Below are 18,956 nucleotides of genomic sequence, written 5' to 3'. Positions count from 1 at the left end.
AGTTAATATTGCCTAAAAACGACTTATTCGCCAACCAACCTGCATTTCCTACAGGTGTTCAACCCAAAATTGGCTATAATGACTCGACTAACCCCAAACACCTGTATTTTTTGCAGTTCAAACGTTCTAAAAACAGTTGTTGGCGAAAGAACCTGCGCTTTTTACAGTTGATCCTGCAAAATAAATGGAGACGATCGGTGGAATCTAGCATTAAAAAATATAGAAACAAGATTCCCTGAACAAATCACTTTTGGGACAGCCCCTTTTCAAACAATTAACTTTTACATTTTCGCCAAATGCTCTGCAAGACGATTTAAGGTTTGGTTTCCACCTTCGATGGCTCCATGCTCCCTGACAACCTTATCACGTGCTTCTTTCGATATAAAGAGACTTTGCTTCGGTTTTGTTACCTTGATCATCAAACGTTATTGTCACCTGAAATCGCTCGGGATCGTTCTCCTCATCCGAGCCATGGGCATACACCAGGCGTTCGGGTTTTACAACCTCTTCATAAACAATCTTATTCGGATAATCGACGCCATCGGGACCGTGCATGATGAAACGCCAAACACCTACAGGTTTTACGTCCATTTCATGAATGGTGTTGGTGAATCCATTAGGTCCCCACCATTGCGCTACGTGTTTTGGATTGGTCCATGCCTCGAACACAAGCTCGCGAATTTTCTTTTTCTTCATGCTATTTTTAGTTCCACTTAAGATTCGTTTAAGGTGCAGCCTGCATGATAGATACATAGGAAGCAACAAGAGAGGATGATTCAAATGACTTTTAATTCGATGAGGGCTATACTTGCATCGTTTCTGGTTGGCGCAGTCGTAATCGGCGGCTTCTCTTATATGGCGGACAAAGAGAATTTGTTCAGTGGGGGCGGGGAGGCTGCCAACGGAATTATTGGTGACGTAAGCAGCAGCGCATCACAGCAGACTTCAGGATTGGCAACGGCAGCTCTTAGCGCAAGCGGTGATATTTCTTCGGTATATGAGACAGCTAGTCCGGCTGTTGTGAAGATCGAGAATTACATGACGGCTGGACAAACCAATCCGAATTCACGTCATTTTTTCTTCGGCGGTGTTCAGAGTGATCACAGGCAGCAGCAACAGAGCAGCGAGTTGGTGTTAGCGGGCGAGGGGTCAGGATTTTTCTTCAAGGAAGACGGCTATATTCTGACCAATGAGCATGTTATTTCAGATGCTAAGGAGGTTAAGGTTTCGGTAGAAGGCTATAATGAGCCGCTAGTTGCGAAGGTCGTTGGCTCAAGCTATAAACTGGATCTAGCCGTACTGAAGGTGGAGAGCCCGGATGAGAAGGCATTTCCTGCGCTGATACTCGGAAATTCTGATGAGACTAGCATCGGAGAATGGGTGATTGCAATCGGGAACCCTTATGGCTTTGACCATACGTTAACCATGGGTGTGCTGAGTGCGAAGGAACGTCCCATCACCATTAGAGATGAGCAGGGCGACCACGAATATGAGCATCTTCTGCAAACGGACACATCGATTAACCCGGGAAACTCCGGAGGTCCGCTTCTTAATGAGAAGGGTGAAGTGATCGGAATAAACACGGCAGTTAATGCCGAGGCTCAAGGGATTGGCTTCGCCATCCCAACAAAGACGATTCTAGATGTAATAGATGAACTGATGAATAATACGCTGTAATTGGAGATTAAGCCAATAGCAGCAGAAGTTCAACCGAATGCGAGGATCCGTACGACCGGTTCTGTAAGAGGCCCATGCAATTGCGCATGGGCCTAAGTTTGCTGCGGATCATCATAAACGATAATTTCCACCACTCCAATTTCACAAGCCTTCTGGATCATTTTCGAAATAATAGGACGCGATATGCCGAATATCTGAGGGCGTCCTCTCTGCGGGTTTAATAGAGTTTACATATCTTAACGATCTCGTGACACTCAAAAAACATGCTTGGTTTACAATTGTTTTGAGTCCGAGGAAATGTAATTGGAATGCGAAGGATAGTTGAGGTGCTGCGTCGGGCTTCCCGAAACATACCAATTAATCAAAAAATAGAAATAAGAGGAGAAACTACATGTTGAACAAAAGATCCGCTATTGCTTTACTTGCTGTAATGATGGTTTTTAGCGGCTGCAGCTCGAAGTCAGAAACATCCGCAAACGGTGGAGCAGAGCAATCGGCTTCTGAGAAAGCATCTGGACAAATCACATTCTACACTTCGCAGCCGGAGGAAGATGCAACGAAGCTCATTCAAGCTTTTAATAAGATCCATCCGGAAGTAGAAGTTGAAACTTTTCGCTCCGGAACGGAGGAAGTCATCGCCAAGATTCAGGCGGAGCAGCAAGCAGGCGGAGTACAAGCCGATGTTCTGTTGCTTGCTGATTCCGTCACCTTCGAGGGATTGAAGAAGCAAGATTTGCTGCTATCCTATAAATCTCCTGAAAGAGACCGCATTGCAACGGAGCTTGCAGACCCGGACGGTATGTACACAGGTACGAAGGTTATGGCTACCGTTATCACCGTCAATACCGATAAAGTACCCTCATTGCCGACATCATGGAAGGCACTTGTTGCTGCAGAAAGTAAAGATGCTGCCATTATGCCAAGCCCGCTATATTCCGGAGCTGCAGCTTATAACGTTGGGGTTTTCTCTCGTATCGACGGCTTTGGCTGGGATTTCCTGAAAGCTCTGAAGGACAACAACATGACGGTTATTAAAGGGAATGGGGCTGTTTTGAAAGCCGTAGCCAGCGGGGAAAAATCATACGGAATGATCGTAGACTTTATGGCAGCACGTGAGAAAGCTAAAGGATCACCTATCGATCTGATCTATCCAGAAGAGGGTGTGCCTATTATTACGGAACCGATTGCCATTCTGAAGAACACGGACAATAAGGATGCCGCACAAGTCTTTGTCAATTTCGTCTTGTCGGATGAGGGTCAGAAGCTTGCCGCCGAGATCGGATATACACCGATTCGGGAAGGCGTTACTCCTCCGGAAGGTCTTAAGGGCATATCGGAGTTCAAGATTTTGTCCGGCGATCTTGTTACATTAACGAACGAACGCGAAGCGGACAAGAAACAGTTTACCGATCTGTTCGGAAACTAATGGGCGGAGCGAAAGCTTAATGACTGATTCAAACACATCCAACATAGAGGTGAGGAAGAGGGACGGGGGTTTCCCCCGCTCTCTTCTCTCTGTTTCCTCTTTAGGCATAAAAGGATTCTTCTTGCTAGGTATCGTGGCAACATTATTTTTCTTTGTTCTTCCTGTAGCTAAGCTTCTTTTTCTCAGCATAGCAGGGGAGCAAGGCTTTACACTCCGTTATTACACCGAGTTGCTCAATCAAGGACGGTTTTGGAAAGTTCTTCGACATACCTTCGTGATCGTACTTGGTTCAACTGGCCTTTCCATGGTGCTCGGCGTAATAGCGGCTTGGTTTATGGCTTATACGGATTTAAAACATAAGAAGCCGCTGCATCTGCTCATTCTGTTATCTTTTGTACTTCCATCTTATGTGCTTACCTTGTCTTGGTCTTCCTTCATGAGTTCGCAAGGCTTCATGGCCAGCTTCTTACAGATGTTCAACCCGGCGGCAAAGCCTTGGAGTATGTATAGTGTTGGCGGCATTATATTTGTAATGGGAATACACCACTTCCCTCTTGTCTATATGTTTACCCTGAATGTACTAAAGAAGATCCCCCGCGATTTGGAATGGGCCGCTAGGACCGGCGGAGCCGGGAGGATCAAGACAATTTCTCAAGTGACGTTCCCGCTTGCACTGCCTGGTATTACGGCAGGGGGATTGATTGTATTCCTGGCTTCACTGGACAATTTCGGCATTCCCGCCTTCTTGGGTACACCGGTTAATATCAGTGTACTGAGTACGCTGATATATGAAGAAATTATTGGTTATGGTCCCTCTGCCTTTGCACGCGGGGCTTCGATTTCGGTGCTATTAGGCATCATTGCGATTGTGGGAACGATGCTGCAGTGGCTTTCCATCCGCAAGAGCAAAACTTCGGAAACGGCACGTATAGATGACCAGACTCGCTACTCGTTAGGGCGGCATCTCTTATGGATCAGCATGATGATTTGGGGCGGCCTTATCTTTATAACGATCGTACCTTTGTTCGCCATGGTCTCTCTCTCGCTGAGAAAATCCTACGGCGGTAAGCTAAGCTGGGTTAATCTGACGTTTGATAACTATCGATATATTCTTTTTGAGAATCCGACGATTTGGCAATCGATCAAGAACAGTCTAGTCCTGTCTCTAACCACATTATTTGTATGCTTAGTCATCGGTTCGTTATTTGCTTATTTCCGGGTGCGAAGACCATCTAAGCTTAACAGACTAGCTGAGCTAGCCATATCCATACCCTATACGCTTCCCGGAATTGTGTTTGCATTATCGATGATTCTAGTTTGGATGGAACCTATACCGGGCTGGAATCCTGGTATCTATGGAACGACTACGATTTTGTTTATTGCGTATATTTGTCGTTTCTTGATTCTTCAAATTAGAGCAAGCGTTACAGCGTTCATGCAAGTCGATGCTTCAATGGAAGAAGCCGCCCGAATTTCCGGTGCAGGTCCATGGAGAAAATGGAGAGCCATTTTGCTGCCGCTGCTCCTCCCCGGTCTTCTTGGCGGAGCTTTGCTTGTCTTCTTAACAGCACTGACGGAACTGACTGTATCAGCGCTTCTGTATTCCTCCGGGTCACAGACGATTGGCGTTACGATATTTGGTTTCGAACAGGCGGGGAACTCGCTTTATTCAACAGCATTATCCAGCTTTATCGTTCTATTGATCTTTATCGGTGCAGGATTATTTCAACTGGTGCACAAATTCTCTTTCCGCCAAGGGGGAAAGTCATGAGTATTCAACTAAACGAAGTCAGTAAAACATTTGGTCATTTCAAAGCGTTGAAATCTGTCAGTTTGAGCATAACGGATGGGGAATTCATCGCCATCCTTGGTCCATCCGGTTGTGGAAAGACGACCTTGCTGCGCATGCTTGCGGGCTTTGAACAACCCTCATCCGGTGAGATTCTCATGGATGGTTCCGTGGTCGCCGCCTCCGACTTCATAGTTCCGCCTGAGAAGAGACGGATCGGAATGGTATTTCAACACTTTGCCTTATGGCCTCATATGAATGTATATGAGCATGTACGGTTTCCCATTCGGACGCACAAGATGACCCCTAAGGTCATCCGTGACAATGAATCGGTCCGTATCGAGCAAGTGCTGGAGCTTGTCGGCTTGTCGCAACTCGCGAAACGTATGCCGCATGAGTTATCCGGCGGTCAGAAGCAGCGGGTCGCCATCGCAAGAGCGATTGCGTCCGAACCTTCGCTTCTCCTTATGGATGAGCCTTTAAGCAGTCTAGATGCCATTCTGCGTATGAATATGCGCCGAGAGATTCAATCCGTTCACAGGGAAACGGGGTCAGCAATCGTATATGTCACTCATGATCAAGGCGAGGCATTGTCTATGGCAGACCGGATCGTCGTCATGAAGGACGGACAGATTGAACAAGTCGGCTCACCGCAGGAAATTTATCTACAGCCTCAAACCGAATTCGTAGCTCAATTCGTATCTAAAGCCAATCTAATTCGCGGCCGATGGGACAAAGATTATTTTATACCAGACGGCGCCAATTCCTCCATTCAGTGGCACGGAAGGGATATAGCTCACTACTTCAAATCTAACGGTCTTTATCCAGTTAGGCCGGACCAATTACAGTTGGGTTCCGCGCAGGCAGACGGGCTGGTTGGCGAAGTTGCCAACGTTCAGTTTCAGGGGAAGGAATTCAATTATGATATTATTGCCGCTGGACAGCAGTGGGAGGTCATCTCCCCCGTACTTTATAAGCTGAATGATAAAGTGACGGTGAATATACCGGTTCTAGAGCTGCAGTATGCATGAAACCCGAGGGGATCCATTTTCAACGAATCATGGTTTGAGTAGCGAATAGGATTCTTGATAGGACATTTTTGTCATTTAGTGAACCTAGAACCTTTTAGGACAGCTCCTTCAAAAATGAAGAGAAACCCCTACGTCTTTAATAGACGGGGTTTCTCGACGATCTGAGAACGCCGCTATGGCGTTCTAATTTTTTGCAGTTGAGCCTTCAGAAACCGGGATCCATTCAGTAGCCCATTTCGCTATATCGGTGAACAGAGGTGAAAGAGCAAGGCCTTTCTCCGTTAAGGAATACTCAATTCGTACAGGTATATCCGGATAAACATCGCGTTTAATAAGCCCTTCTATCTCTAACTCCTTTAAGCGTTCTGAAAGAACCTTTCCGCTTAAGTTCGGCAACGAATTATCAATCTCACTAAAACGCCGTTTACCAGAAAGCAGCTGAAAGACGATTAATGCAATCCATCGTTTGCTTAACAGTTCCATTGCCTTCTCGAAGCGTGGGCACATTTGCGGTTGTTCCATCGCTATCACCCTTTCATGTCATATAATTATAGCTTCGATAAATAGAATAAACAATGTTAGTAAAGTTGATTGGAAATACATATACAACGGTTAAGTACACCATAGCAGAGGTTTTGAAGGGTTAAATCGAATAATAAATCGGCAAACAAGTCATACTAATTAAGAATGCACAAAATGAGGTCGAGGAGGAAAAAATTATGAACAAAATTGGTATAATTATTGGCAGCACACGTCCAGGTCGCAATGGTGAAGCTGTTGCCAAGTGGGTACACGAAATCGCGAGCAAACGCAGTGATGCTGAATTCGAGCTGGTAGATATCGCAGACTTCAACTTGCCGCTGCTTGACGAGCCGGTTCCAGCTTCAATGGGGCAGTATTCAAAACCGCATACTCTAGCTTGGGCAGCTAAGATCGATTCCTTAGACGGTTTTGTATTTGTGACTCCAGAGTACAATCATGCAACATCCGGGGCACTAAAGAATGCAATTGACTTCATATTTAAGGAATGGAATAATAAGGCCGCAGGTTTTGTTGGTTACGGCAGCCTTGGCGGTTCCCGAGCAGTGGAAAATCTAAGACTTATAGTGGGTGAGCTCCAAATTGCCGACGTACGCAATCAAGTCGCACTTTCCCTTTTTACCGATTTCGAGAATTACAGCGTCTTCAAGCCCGGTGCGCATCAAGAGGCGTCAGTAAATGCAATGCTTGACCAAGTTGTCGCCTGGACCGGAGCATTAAAGAGCTTGAGATAACATGAGAAGTTAATATCGTTAAATAGTCTAGGGAGCTGCCCGTGTGAGGGGTGGCTTCCTTATTTTTTTGCCCACACAATATACGTAGAAGCTATAATAGACAAAGGTCAGATAGGATAAGGAAGTGTTTACATGAATATTAATTTGCAGGAATGGATTGTTGAAGCAGATATTACGAGTATGCAGACAGCTATGGAGGCAGGCACTATAACCTCAGAAGAACTCGTCCAACAATACTTAGATCGAATACATAAGTACGATACGAGAATCAATTCCATTTTAGAAATAAATCCAGATGCATTACAAATAGCCGGAGCTTTAGACATGGAGCGTCGAGTAAAAGGCAGTCGAGGAATTCTGCACGGTATTCCTATACTGTTGAAGGATAATATTGATACACAGGATAGAATGCACACGAGTGCTGGTTCTATTGCTTTAGCTGACTCATTCGCGGCGATAGATTCATTCGTAGCCTCGAATCTCCGAGCTGCAGGCGCTGTTATACTAGGCAAGGCAAATATGACGGAATGGTCTAATTTTATGTCGAGTACGATGCCGGCGGGGTACAGCTCCAGAGGAGGGCTTGTACTAAATCCATATGGCGCGGGTGAGTTATTCATTAGCGGTTCTAGTTCGGGACCTGCAGCGGCAATAGCGGCTAATTTGGGAGCAGCAGCGATCGGAACAGAAACGGCGGGATCCATTGTTGGACCTGCTAGCCAGAATTTTCTGGTTGGAATCAAACCCACTGTTGGATTAGTTAGCCGAGCTGGCATAATACCAATATCTAGCAGCCAGGACACCCCTGGACCCCTAGCAAGAACGGTATCGGATGCTGCGATTATCTTGGGGGCACTAATTGGAGTTGACGACAAGGATAAGGCAACGCTAGCGAGCGAAAATAAATCTTTTCAAGACTACACCCCTTTTCTGGATGCAAGCTTTTTACGCCATGCAAGAATAGGAATTCCGCGGCATTATTATAAGCATTTGGACGAGGGAAGACTTTCAATAATGGAGGCTGCCATTGCGACTTTGAAAAATGAAGGTACAACAATAATAGACCCCATTACTCTTCACGTAGAGCAGCAAAGCTGGAATAACGAAGTCATTACTTATGAATTCAAGAGGGATTTGAATCATTATTTATCCCAATTAGCAGCTTCCGTACCGATTCACTCTCTGAAGGAGCTTATTGATTACAATGAATTAAATGCGGATGCAGCATTAAAATATGGGCAAGACACGCTAATAAGATCGGAAGAAACGCAGCTTGATGAGCAAGCCTATCTGCAAAAGAAACGGGAATATATGGAGCTGCCGCTTAAGCATGGAATTGATTATGTATTAGATAAATATGAGTTGGACGCATTAATGCTGCCCGGAGATGTGGATGGCATGTATATTGCTGCGCGATTGGGCTACCCTCTGATTTCTGTTCCGGCAGGTTATTCCCCACAAGGAGTGATTGACTCTGATGGAGATTCTACAAAAGGTCCTTTTGGAGTCGTCTTCTCGGGAAGAGCTTTTAGTGAACCCATGTTGATAAAAATCGCATATGGATTCGAGCAAGCCGCACACCACCGTTATCCTCCGCAGCTTGATTAGTTGTAGATAATAGGGGGAGAATCGTACGCTATGAACCGCAATTGTACCTTTACGGCTTCCCGTATTCTCGTTAATCTTTCGATAAGGAAAGCGTTAACAATGCAATAAGAATACGGGATGGTGCAGCATGAATGGTTTGAAGCTTTGGTATTCTCGTCCAGCACTTGGCTGGTCGCAAGGGCTGCCTATTGGAAACGGAAGATTGGGCGCCGTTATTCACGGGGGAATAGAGAAAGAGATTTGGAGCATGACGGAAATTACTTATTGGTCCGGACAGGAAGAGAGCCTGGATAACTATTCAAATGACAAATCAGATATCGAGGAAATGAGAAAGCATTTCTTCGAAGGGAACTATAAACAGGGTGAAGAGCTGGCGAAGCTTGCATTACAGCCTAAAAAGCGAAACTTCGGCACCAACCTGCCGCTGTGTGATCTCATTCTGCGTTTCGATAATCATGGCGAGAACCTCCGCAGAGAGCTGAATTTGGATAACGCCATAGCTGCAATTACTTACCAATCAAATGGGAATAGTTACAAGCGGGAAGCATTCACTTCTCACGTAGATGGAATTATGGCATCGCATCTGTGGAGTGAACAGGCAAGTGGAATATCGTTCACGCTCGAAATGGATAACAAGTCAGGAGATTTCATAACCTCTCTCCCCGAGGAAGGGACGATTCTATTCACGGGGAAAGCCACGGAAACGATGCATAGCGATGGTAGCTGCGGTGTCATCAGCACAGGAATCGTTAAAGTCGTTGCCAAGGGAGGAACGATAGTAAACGCAGATGGAAATGTGGTGTTAAAAAATGCGGATGAAGCTTGGATCTACTTCTCGGCTGCGACCGATTACGGAAGAAGCGATGAGTCATGGTCTCAAGAGTGCCTCATACAAATGGAGAAAGCCATTTCCAAAGGATATGTACGAATCAAAGAAGATCACATCACCGATTATCGCCAGCTGTACTCCCGAGTGAGTCTCGAGCTTGGCGAATCAAGCCTAGAGAGCCTCCCAACAGATGAAAGAATTAAGCTTCTAATGGATGGCAAAATTAATGACCCGCAGCTATTCGCTTTGTTCTACCAGTATGGACGATATTTGACGATTTCCGGATCGCGTTCGGATTCGCCATTGCCTATGCATCTGCAGGGGATCTGGAATGACGGGGAAGCTAACCGGATGCAATGGAGCTGCGATTACCATCTGGATATCAATACACAGATGAATTATTACCCGACGGAAGCCAGCAATCTGGCAGAATGTCATCTTCCTCTGATGAGATTCATTGAAAGGCTGTCGGTCGCTGGCAGGTCGGCTGCGCAATCCTTTTATGGCTGCGAGGGCTGGGTAGCGCACGTATTCACCAATGCTTGGGGATTTGCATCTCCCGGCTGGGAAACCTCATGGGGACTAAACGTAACGGGAGGCTTATGGTTGGCCACTCACCTTCGCGAGCATTATGAATTCGGCTTGAGCCATGAGTTTTTGAAGGAGATGGCATACCCCGTTATGAAGGAAGCGGTAGTCTTTTACCTGGACTACATGACGGTGCATCCCAAGTATGGCTGGTTGGTTACCGGACCTTCCAATTCACCGGAGAACAGCTTTTACCCAATGGGAGGCAAGGAAGGTGAGCACCATCTGTCGATGGGCCCGACCATGGATCAAGTGTTAGTCCGCGACCTGTTCGAGTTCTGCTTGAAATCGGCAGAGCTGCTGGATACGGATGCTGATCTTCAGGAGCGATTGAAGAGGGCTATTGCCCTCTTGCCTCCTTTGCAGGTTGGGAAGAGGGGACAATTGCAGGAGTGGCTCGAGGATTATGGGGAAGCACAGCCTGATCATCGGCACCTCTCCCATCTATTCAGCCTATATCCCGGAAATCAAGTGACAGTGGATGGAACGCCCGAATTAAGCGCAGCCGCGAGGAAGACGCTAGAGTACCGTATGAGCCGCGAAACGCTTGAGGACGTGGAATTCACGCTGGCTGCCATCGCAGCATGCTTCGCTAGATTGCGAGACGGCGAGAATGCGCATAAGCAATTGACTTATTTGATCGGGCGATTGTGCTTCGATAATCTACTCACGTATTCCAAGGCAGGAATTGCCGGAGCCCAGACGAATATATTCGTGATTGATGGTAACTTCGGCGGAACTGCTGCAATAGCGGAAATGCTCTTACAGAGCCATGCCGGAGCGATTGATTTACTTCCTGCACTTCCGGAGCAATGGCATACGGGCAAGGTGAAGGGATTAAGAGTCAAGGGAAATGCGGAGATCGACTTGATCTGGGAGTACGGAGAGCTGGTTCAAGCGACAATTAAAGCATTCTCATCAGGAGGAACAGTACTTCGATACCGAGACCGCACCGTCTCAATGACACTGGAGCCTAGCGGTGTCTATAGAATAGATAAGCATTTGCGCATACAAAACGAATAGAAAAATAAGCAACTACGGTAAGTCTCTTATCGGTAGTTGCTTTTCATTTTAGAGCGGGCTCATAATAGTGTTGCAGCTTTAATTGGTAACGCTCTCAACCGGAAAGGGGGAAAAGCTTGTGCCTAGGTACTCTAGGGTATTCAGAAGATTTCTGATCTCTTATATCGTCATTCTAATCATTCCGAGCATCGCTGGATATATGTCCTACCGTACTTCGATTTCCGTAACACAATCCGTTTCGATTGAGAATAGCGTTACCCAGCTTCAGAAGAGCAAGGAAATTCTGGAACGCCGGATGGCAGAGGTAGAAGGCTTTACAAGGCAGCTCGCAATCAACCAAGACTTGAATATTCTGATGAGCGAGAAGAGCTCTGACGAGAAGGCTAATGTGTTCGGGATTTGGAAAATGATGAGGAACGTCCTAACCTTCGGCCAGACGAATGATTTTCTGCAGCATTTCTTCATTTATCTGAGTAATTATAATGTTATACTGACGCCGGGATCTGCTTATTTTCGCCCTGAGCATTACTATGAGAGCTACCATTACAACGATCTCTCCCTAGAGGAGTGGAAGGAATCCATTCTAGGGAAAACGCATAGAAGCGAGATTATGCCGCTCAGTCCGTTCAAGAATAAGAATACGCAAACGTCTGCTATTACCTATATGCAATCTCTTCCGCTCGACAGCTTTAATGGTTCATCGCCTGCTATTGTGGTCGTAATTATCGATAAAAAAACAATTTCAAGTCTGCTATCAGGTATTACGGATCGGTATGGCGGCTGGGCACATATTAGTGATGCTCAGGGTCACACCATCGCTTTACAGGGAATCGCCGAAGAAGACGTTGGGAAATTATCGTCCGACACACGCTTCGATAGGGAAAAGGTTAGTCAGTTTTACGAGGAGGATTTGGTTATTACCATCCGTTCCGGCACGAATGACTGGGTATACAGAGCGGGTATTCCAAGGCATGTCTTGCTAGAAAACGCGAATAAAATCAAATATATTACCTGGACCGTGACAGGTATTGCTATACTGATTGGATTGTTAGTCGGTCTCTTGCTCTCTTATCGGAACAGCGTTCCCATCAACAGGCTGCTAAGCGTAATGAAGGAGCAGTTCGGCAATGAAGGCAGTGCAGGAAGAAACGAATATGACTTCCTGCAAGGTAACATCTCTGAGATGATTACCAACAATACGAGACTCGAAGCTGAGCTTCACCGCCAGCGTCCGTTAATAAGAGATGCTTTTCTGAAGCGGCTAATCGCGGGGGAGTTCCAATCACGGGAAGAAATCATAGCCGCCGCCTCGCAGGCCAATGCCGGCCTGACAAGTAAAGCTGGATACGCAGCAATCCTGCAAATTAACGGTTATTCCGGAATGGACAGCGTAGATATTCTGAACGAGCTGAATGCAGCACGGCTGATTCTGAAGCAGGCGTTGCTAGATTGGGGAAGCTACATTCCTATGACGGATAGCGGTTCGGATAAGATTGTCATCCTATTCGCGACCAAGGAAGCGGATATGGCAAGCGATTTCGGCAGAGAGGAAATCGGTAATGTACTGAATAATCTTTCTCAGCTCGTATTTAATGAATATAGAATTTCTATCACAGCGGCGGTAGGCGACCGTTTCACATCGGAAGCGGAAGTCAGCCATTCCTTCGAGCAAGCGAAGCAAGCGCTGGAATATGCCGTTCATATGAGTAAAAAGGGGATTTCATGGTATAGCGAGACCTTACTGGAAAGCGCCACCTATTATTATCCGCTAGATATCGAGCTGCGCTTGATCAGTACCGTCAGAGCGGGTGAAATCGAAGAAGCCAAACGGATCGTCCAATCCATAATCACGCAAAACATCGATCAGCGAGAGCTGTCCATAGAGATGAAGCACCAGCTAATCGGGGAACTGAAGGGGACGATTCTGAAATTACTCGATCAGAAAGCATTTATGGAGTCCGATTTGTTCGAAAGCGTCAAAAACCGAACGATTGATATCCAAGCAACGGAAACGATCGAATCTATTCAAGCAGAAATCAATGAGATTATGGTTGTGTTATGCGGTATCATTACAAGCAAGAAGAACGATAGCCATACTCGTACGGTAGAGCAGATCAAGCAGTATATACGCGAAAACTATTCGGATTCTGAGCTAACCTTGTACCGAGTGGCTGAGCAGGTGGAGAGACCGGAGAAATACATTTCCCAATTGTTCAAGGAAGTGACTGGAATCAATTTATCGGATCATCTGGAGAAGATAAGAATGGATCAGGCTGAGCAATTGTTAAGGAAAAACGAATACACAGTGGACGATATCGCCTCGCTTGTCGGCTATAATAGCTCACACTCCTTCAGAAGAGCTTTTAAGCGGGTAACTGGAATATCCCCGAGCTCCTACAGACAATCCGCGCAGGAATGAAAAGGAGAGGAGTACGATGAAACAGAGAGTAAGCTTTCTCTACATAATTCTAGTATTCAATCTTATTCTAATATCATGCTCTAAGTCACCAGAAGCGCGGCCCGCGCAGCTTGATTCGATAGAAATCAACATCTTTGCGCAGCAGGCTGCGACGCAGAATCTGAGAACGAACGACTTCACTAAGTTCCTCGAGGGGAAATTTAACGTTTTCTTTAATTGGGATATTGTTCCTTACGATGGAGCAAAAGAAAAGCGTCAAATATCTCTAGCCAGCGGTAATTACGCCGATGCTTACATTCTGACGTCCTATATAGATCAGTTCTCGCAGGCGGATGTCCTTCGGTATGGAAAGCAGGGAGTTTTTATCCCATTAAATGATTTAATCGATCAATATGCTCCCCATGTCAAAGCGGCAATAATTAACGATGCATCTCTAAGAGCTATCAACACCGCTCCAGACGGTAATATCTACGGACTCGTCGGCTACAGCGGATGCTTCCATTGCTATTATCCAAACAAGCTATGGCTGAACACCAAATGGCTTAAGCAATTGAAGCTTGAAATGCCGAGGACGACGGAGGATTTCAAGAAGGTACTGGAAGCGTTCAAGCATCAGGATCCGAATGGCAACGGCATAGCTGATGAAGTGCCGCTCAGCGGGTCTACAGAAAATTTCGGAGTGCACGTAATCCCCTATCTAATGAACGGATTTATCTACAATGACGACAGGAATTTCCTTATCATGAGCAACGGGAAAGTGGATACGGCAGCGAACAAGCTACAATGGCGGGAAGGCTTAGCTTATATCAAGTCCCTGTTCGATGAGGGTTTGATTGATCCAGGAGCATTCACTCAGAACGCCGATACCTTTAAGAAAATGGGCGAGAATGCTGAAGCGCAGATCTTAGGAGCGGGAGCGGGAATGCATCCTGCTATCTTCGTAGACACCGGTCCGGATAATAAACGGGGAGGCGATTATAACCCGTTGCCGCCGCTAACAGGTCCGCATTCCTCTTTTGCGGTATATCATGAGAACGGTGCGGTACCAGGCGCGAAATTCGTTATTACCAACAAAGCGAGCAAGGACGCTCAGATTGCATTAATTAAAATGGTCGATTATATGTTTACGCCGGATGGACAAGCCTTTGCTGAGGTAGGCAAGGAAGGCGTGGAATGGAGAAGGCCGATTGAAGGGGAGAAGGCGCTAGGCAATGATGTCACCCCGGCGTTTATGAGAATACCCTTCAAGGAGGGAGACAAACCTAACAATTCGGGCTGGGGAGGAATGGGCCACTTCTACATGCCCAAGGAATACAGGGATAGTTGGGTTCAAGGCTTGGATATCTATGCACCTGACGGTTATGAACGTAGACTTTATGAGGCGACCCAATTGTATGAAAGCAAACAACCGAAGGAGCTATTCCCGGTCTGGGCTGTATGGATTGATGCGGACGAAGCAGACGAGGCGGGCATCCTGCAAACGAATATCAGAAATTATGTGGATCAGAATACGATCCAATTCATTACGGGAAATAAGGATTTGAACGAGGAATGGGATACTTATGTCAAAGGGCTGGATAACATGCAAATGGACAGGTATCTGGAGATTATGCAGAAGGCTTATGATACTTCATATAGGAAGTAATGAGTAACCGCAAGATTTTAACCTGGCTGCTGCTGAAGATTGCATGAAACAAACGTATACATCTGTCATTGTTGCGATTTCGTTCGCTCAGTCGACTCTAACCTGCATTTAGTACAGTTAGATCTCGGCTATTTCATTTTTTATGCTCATCCACCTGCATTCTGTACATGAATTTTGGCTCAAAAATCCCCATTTGCTCTAATAGGGTTGAAAGTAACTGTAGTTTTTACAGGTTGTGAGGCTCGATTGTCTCTATACGCGAATAGTCCCTGTAGTAAATACAGTTTGAGTTAACGACACTTACGAATTCTCCGAGTATAGCAGCAACGGAGAAACAGAATGATGGAGACGAAACGATTCTTCCCGAATGACAGGGATGAATCGTTTTTTCTTTAGAACTCCCTAAAGCTTCTCGGCACGGATTGCAAACCGCAAAAGATCTCCATAAACAATGGAAAAGTCGAATAATTCCTGGAAGCCATGGACAACATCATAGAGGAAAAACAGAAAGCTTGGAGGGAGGATTGGCATGTTCAGTTACGGCAAGGATATCCCGCTGGATGACGTTGTTTCTGCTGAAATTGCGGACAATCAGAGCGAGGAAGCGAAATCCGCAGAGTATCTCTTTACTTATGGGATGGATGTTTTTCCGGATGACGGAAATTAGGATTAGAATTAAAATCAGCAAGTGAAAGGTGATAACAATATGGCCACTTTGCTTTATATTACGGCAAATCCCAAAGTAATCGAGCAGTCTGTCAGCCTTTCGATTGGGAAAGCGTTTCTGGACGCCTACCGTTCTGAAAAACCAAATGATCAAATCGTGGAGCTCGATTTGTACAAAATGAATGTACCTCAAATCGACACCGATGTGTTCAACGGTTGGGGAAAACTTCAGCAGGGTAAAGCGTTCGATGAATTATCTGCGGAAGAGAAGGATAAGGTTTCCAGAATTAATCAGTTGACCGATCAATTTATAGCAGCTGACAAATACGTATTCGTAACGCCTCTGTGGAATTTCAGTATTCCCCCTGTAGCTAAAGCGTATATCGACAACATCTGCATTGCCGGCAAGACGTTCCGTTATTCGGCGGCGGGGCCGGAAGGCTTGATGAAAGGCAAAAAAGCGCTGCATATTCAGGCTCGGGGCGGGGTTTATTCCGAAGGACCGGCCAAAGAGATGGAATTCGGGGATCGCTACATTCAAACGATATTCAATTTCGTTGGAATTACCGATATGTATTCGGTTATCGCTGAAGGCTTTTCCCAGATGCCCGATAAAGCGGAGAACATTAAGCAGCAAGCAATCGCGAGTGCGAAGGAAATGGCGAAATCATTCGCCAATGATCTCGTGAAGGTTTAGTCGATGGATTCGAGGCCTGTTACTGCAGGAACTAGGCCTCGATCTTTTCTTTCCCACCACTCCCACGCTCGCAGCGTCATAAAGGCTGTTCCCTAAGATCAATTACAGGGGACAGCCTCTTTTCTTTTGTGGCGCTATCCGTCGGAATACCGTACGGTCTTACGGGAAATTGCCCCCCTCGAAATCAGGAGAGCTGTACGCAAAACTACCCAAATGTACCTTCCGGACAGCTAGTAAAATCTACTATGATCAGTCGTATAGAAAGCGCTATCATCCATCGGTGGCGAGCAACTTAGGGGGGATTGTTCTGGAGAAGGAATTGGTGTTGAGCCATAAATCGATGGCGCATAAGAACAAGCGAGTATTCGCATTTGAGGCGAAGAGAAGCTTGAAGAAGCATTGGCAGCTCTATCTTATCGTTTTTCCGCCGCTGCTGTTTTTTCTAATTTTTAAGTATTATCCGATGTTGAATACGGTGCTTGCCTTCAAAGATTACAACGTCATTAAAGGCATATGGGGAAGCCCTTGGGTGGGTCTTAAATACTTTCATCTATTCTTCGATAATCCGATGTTCTGGCCTCTGGTCAAGAACACGATCTATATTAGCGGGTATCTCCTGCTGGCAGGCTTTCCTATTCCGATTCTGCTTGCGTTGATGCTTAACGAGGTGCGCAGCGGCCGCTTCAAGCGGCTAGTACAATTGGTATCCTTCGCGCCTTACTTTATCTCAACCGTCGTCATGGTATCGATCATTATGCTTTTTCTAGCTCCAAGACTCGGCTTCGTAAATATCGCGTTGAACTTCTTTGGACTAGATTCCATCAATTTCCTTGGAGAGCCGGGAATGTTCCGATCGATCTACGTATGGTCCGATATCTGGCAGAATGCGGGCTACACGGCAGTCATTTACTTGGCGGCTCTCGCGGGAATTGATCCTACGTTGTACGAAGCGGCCAAAGTGGACGGAGCATCGCGGTTTCAGAAAATCCTTAATGTGGACCTGCCAGGCATTCTGCCAACCATTATGATCGTTCTTATCCTCAATGTGGGCAGCGTGATGGCCATAGGCTTCGAGAAAATCTATTTGCTGCAAAATCCGCTTAATCTCGTTAATTCGCAGATTATCGCCACCTACGTCTACGATATTGGCCTCTTGAATGCCAATTACAGCTTCGCGACCGCGGTTGGATTATTTAATTCCGTTATCAATCTTGTCCTATTGGTTTCGGTTAACAGCTTGGCCAAAAGATTCTCGAACACCAGCATTTGGTAGAAGGAGTGAGCTCGTATGGCAGCAGTGAAAAGTACAATTAGAGATTCATCAGGCGATAAAATATTTCTGTTTACGATCTACGCGGTTCTAAGTGTGGTGTTAATCGTTGTGTTATATCCGCTCATCTACATCATAAGCAGCTCGATCAGCAGCCCTGCAGCGGTAACGTCCGGCCGCGTCTGGTTGTGGCCCGTGGATATCTCCTTCAAGGGGTTCGAGGTTCTTCTGAATACACCGCAAGTCGTAACGGGATACGGAAACTCGATCTTCTATACGATAGCTGGAACTATGATCAGCGTAGCCTTGACGATTATGATTGCTTATCCATTGTCACGCCGATCGTTTTTTGGCCGAAATGTGCTGATGATGCTCATTACGTTCACCCTGCTGTTCAGCGGGGGACTGATACCCACCTATATGGTCGTTAAGGAAGTGGGCTTGATCGATTCCAGATGGGCTCTGCTCATTCCGAATGCGATATGGGTATGGCAGGTTATTATCGCCCGATCGTTCTTCCAATCGTCCATACCGGATGAGTTGTTCGAAGCCAGCGAAATTGATGGCTGCAGCGATCTCCGTTTTTTGCGGAGCGTAGTGATCCCGTTGTCCATGCCCATTATCGCAGTATTGGTTCTGATGTATGCGGTAGGTCAATGGAACGCTTATTTCGATGCTCTCATTTACCTGAAATCTGCTGATCTATTCCCGTTGCAGCTGATTCTCAGGAGCATTATTATCCAGAACAACAGTGTAGGAGGAGTAACAGATGCCCTAAAAATGGTAGAAAGACAGCAGTTAGCCGAGCTGCTGAAGTATTCCTTGATCGTGGTTGCCACCTTGCCCGTGCTCATTATCTATCCATTCGTACAGCGTTACTTCGTGCAGGGAATGATGGTTGGCTCCGTTAAAGGTTGATCAGATATCGTCTAAGGCTTGTCATTCTTGTTGGAGGTGATTCAGATGTAGGGCGTTCAGGGCTTAAACCGAATAGCTATAACTTCAATAATGAAA

General features: G+C 46.1%; 15 protein-coding genes. 13 read left to right on the top strand and 2 right to left on the bottom strand.

The genetic code is table 11. From position 1 onward, the window contains the following. Positions 1–363 precede the first annotated feature (363 nt). Positions 364–696, bottom strand: coding sequence for an SRPBCC domain-containing protein (locus ACESLK_RS01025; RefSeq protein ID WP_372660853.1), 333 nt, complete (start codon positions 694–696; stop codon positions 364–366). 84 nt (positions 697–780) lie between these two features. On the opposite strand from ACESLK_RS01025, the gene ACESLK_RS01020 reads away from it, so the two are divergent. From ACESLK_RS01020 to ACESLK_RS01005, 4 genes are all read left to right on the top strand, one after another. Beyond that, positions 781–1,677 carry a S1C family serine protease gene (locus tag ACESLK_RS01020; protein ID WP_372660850.1) on the top strand — a complete coding sequence of 299 codons (897 nt, stop codon included), beginning with the start codon at positions 781–783 and terminating at the stop codon, positions 1,675–1,677. 391 nt (positions 1,678–2,068) lie between these two features. Further along, positions 2,069–3,103, top strand: coding sequence for an ABC transporter substrate-binding protein (locus ACESLK_RS01015; protein WP_372660847.1), 1,035 nt, complete (start codon positions 2,069–2,071; stop codon positions 3,101–3,103). Between the two features lie 133 nt (positions 3,104–3,236). Continuing rightward, positions 3,237–4,874 carry an ABC transporter permease gene (locus ACESLK_RS01010; RefSeq protein ID WP_372660844.1) on the top strand — a complete coding sequence of 546 codons (1,638 nt, stop codon included), beginning with the start codon at positions 3,237–3,239 and terminating at the stop codon, positions 4,872–4,874. After that, positions 4,871–5,923, top strand: coding sequence for an ABC transporter ATP-binding protein (locus tag ACESLK_RS01005; protein ID WP_372660841.1), 1,053 nt, complete (start codon positions 4,871–4,873; stop codon positions 5,921–5,923). Before ACESLK_RS01010 ends, ACESLK_RS01005 begins: the two co-directional genes overlap by 4 nt. 183 nt (positions 5,924–6,106) lie before the next feature. Here the strand turns inward: ACESLK_RS01005 and catR are convergent, their stop codons facing one another. Next, positions 6,107–6,445: a catDE operon transcriptional regulator CatR gene (gene catR, locus ACESLK_RS01000; RefSeq protein ID WP_372660838.1), complete on the bottom strand. Its 339-nt coding sequence runs from the start codon at positions 6,443–6,445 to the stop codon at positions 6,107–6,109. Positions 6,446–6,642: 197 nt separating this feature from the next. Between catR and ACESLK_RS00995 the strand changes: the two genes are divergently transcribed. The 9 genes from ACESLK_RS00995 (at position 6,643) to ACESLK_RS00955 (ending at position 18,860) form a co-directional block, all read left to right on the top strand. Further along, a complete protein-coding gene (locus ACESLK_RS00995; protein ID WP_372660835.1) occupies positions 6,643–7,197 on the top strand; it encodes an NADPH-dependent FMN reductase in 555 nt (184 codons plus the stop codon). A 132-nt stretch (positions 7,198–7,329) separates the two neighbouring features. Further along, positions 7,330–8,805: an amidase family protein gene (locus tag ACESLK_RS00990; protein ID WP_372660832.1), complete on the top strand. Its 1,476-nt coding sequence runs from the start codon at positions 7,330–7,332 to the stop codon at positions 8,803–8,805. 127 nt (positions 8,806–8,932) lie between these two features. Continuing rightward, complete coding sequence (locus ACESLK_RS00985) at positions 8,933–11,245, top strand: glycoside hydrolase family 95 protein (protein WP_372660829.1); 2,313 nt, start codon at positions 8,933–8,935, stop codon at positions 11,243–11,245. Between the two features lie 118 nt (positions 11,246–11,363). Continuing rightward, complete coding sequence (locus ACESLK_RS00980) at positions 11,364–13,664, top strand: helix-turn-helix domain-containing protein (protein ID WP_372660826.1); 2,301 nt, start codon at positions 11,364–11,366, stop codon at positions 13,662–13,664. A gap of 16 nt (positions 13,665–13,680) precedes the next feature. Further along, positions 13,681–15,309: an extracellular solute-binding protein gene (locus ACESLK_RS00975; protein WP_372660823.1), complete on the top strand. Its 1,629-nt coding sequence runs from the start codon at positions 13,681–13,683 to the stop codon at positions 15,307–15,309. Positions 15,310–15,838: 529 nt separating this feature from the next. Next, on the top strand, positions 15,839–15,976 hold the full coding sequence (locus ACESLK_RS00970; protein WP_372660820.1) for a hypothetical protein: 138 nt from the start codon (positions 15,839–15,841) through the stop codon (positions 15,974–15,976). 39 nt (positions 15,977–16,015) lie between these two features. Next, entirely contained in the window at positions 16,016–16,672 is a 657-nt protein-coding gene (locus ACESLK_RS00965; protein ID WP_372660817.1) for an FMN-dependent NADH-azoreductase, read from the top strand. A gap of 340 nt (positions 16,673–17,012) precedes the next feature. Continuing rightward, on the top strand, positions 17,013–17,945 hold the full coding sequence (locus ACESLK_RS00960; protein ID WP_372661377.1) for an ABC transporter permease: 933 nt from the start codon (positions 17,013–17,015) through the stop codon (positions 17,943–17,945). A 15-nt stretch (positions 17,946–17,960) separates the two neighbouring features. Further along, positions 17,961–18,860 (top strand): carbohydrate ABC transporter permease, encoded by a 900-nt coding sequence (locus tag ACESLK_RS00955; RefSeq protein WP_372660814.1) that lies wholly within the window; start codon positions 17,961–17,963, stop codon positions 18,858–18,860. The last annotated feature ends 96 nt before the right edge of the window (positions 18,861–18,956 follow it).

Source organism: Cohnella sp., assembly GCF_041640265.1.
Lineage (GTDB): Bacteria > Bacillota > Bacilli > Paenibacillales > Paenibacillaceae > Cohnella.
The sequence above is the reverse complement of the archived record's forward strand: the minus strand, read 5'-3'. Positions and strand labels throughout refer to the sequence as shown.

Excerpts from the sequence above, each read along its gene's own strand:
- ACESLK_RS00995 (WP_372660835.1), top strand. The coding sequence starts at position 6,643 with ATGAACAAAATTGGTATAATTATTGGCAGCACACGTCCAGGTCGCAAT.
- ACESLK_RS00990 (WP_372660832.1), top strand. The coding sequence starts at position 7,330 with ATGAATATTAATTTGCAGGAATGGATTGTTGAAGCAGATATTACGAGT.
- ACESLK_RS01025 (WP_372660853.1), bottom strand. The coding sequence starts at position 696 with ATGAAGAAAAAGAAAATTCGCGAGCTTGTGTTCGAGGCATGGACCAAT.
- ACESLK_RS00975 (WP_372660823.1), top strand. The coding sequence starts at position 13,681 with ATGAAACAGAGAGTAAGCTTTCTCTACATAATTCTAGTATTCAATCTT.
- ACESLK_RS00965 (WP_372660817.1), top strand. The coding sequence starts at position 16,016 with ATGGCCACTTTGCTTTATATTACGGCAAATCCCAAAGTAATCGAGCAG.
- ACESLK_RS01020 (WP_372660850.1), top strand. The coding sequence starts at position 781 with ATGACTTTTAATTCGATGAGGGCTATACTTGCATCGTTTCTGGTTGGC.
- ACESLK_RS00955 (WP_372660814.1), top strand. The coding sequence starts at position 17,961 with ATGGCAGCAGTGAAAAGTACAATTAGAGATTCATCAGGCGATAAAATA.
- ACESLK_RS00960 (WP_372661377.1), top strand. The coding sequence starts at position 17,013 with ATGGCGCATAAGAACAAGCGAGTATTCGCATTTGAGGCGAAGAGAAGC.
- ACESLK_RS00985 (WP_372660829.1), top strand. The coding sequence starts at position 8,933 with ATGAATGGTTTGAAGCTTTGGTATTCTCGTCCAGCACTTGGCTGGTCG.
- catR (WP_372660838.1), bottom strand. The coding sequence starts at position 6,445 with ATGGAACAACCGCAAATGTGCCCACGCTTCGAGAAGGCAATGGAACTG.
- ACESLK_RS00970 (WP_372660820.1), top strand. The coding sequence starts at position 15,839 with ATGTTCAGTTACGGCAAGGATATCCCGCTGGATGACGTTGTTTCTGCT.
- ACESLK_RS01005 (WP_372660841.1), top strand. The coding sequence starts at position 4,871 with ATGAGTATTCAACTAAACGAAGTCAGTAAAACATTTGGTCATTTCAAA.
- ACESLK_RS01015 (WP_372660847.1), top strand. The coding sequence starts at position 2,069 with ATGTTGAACAAAAGATCCGCTATTGCTTTACTTGCTGTAATGATGGTT.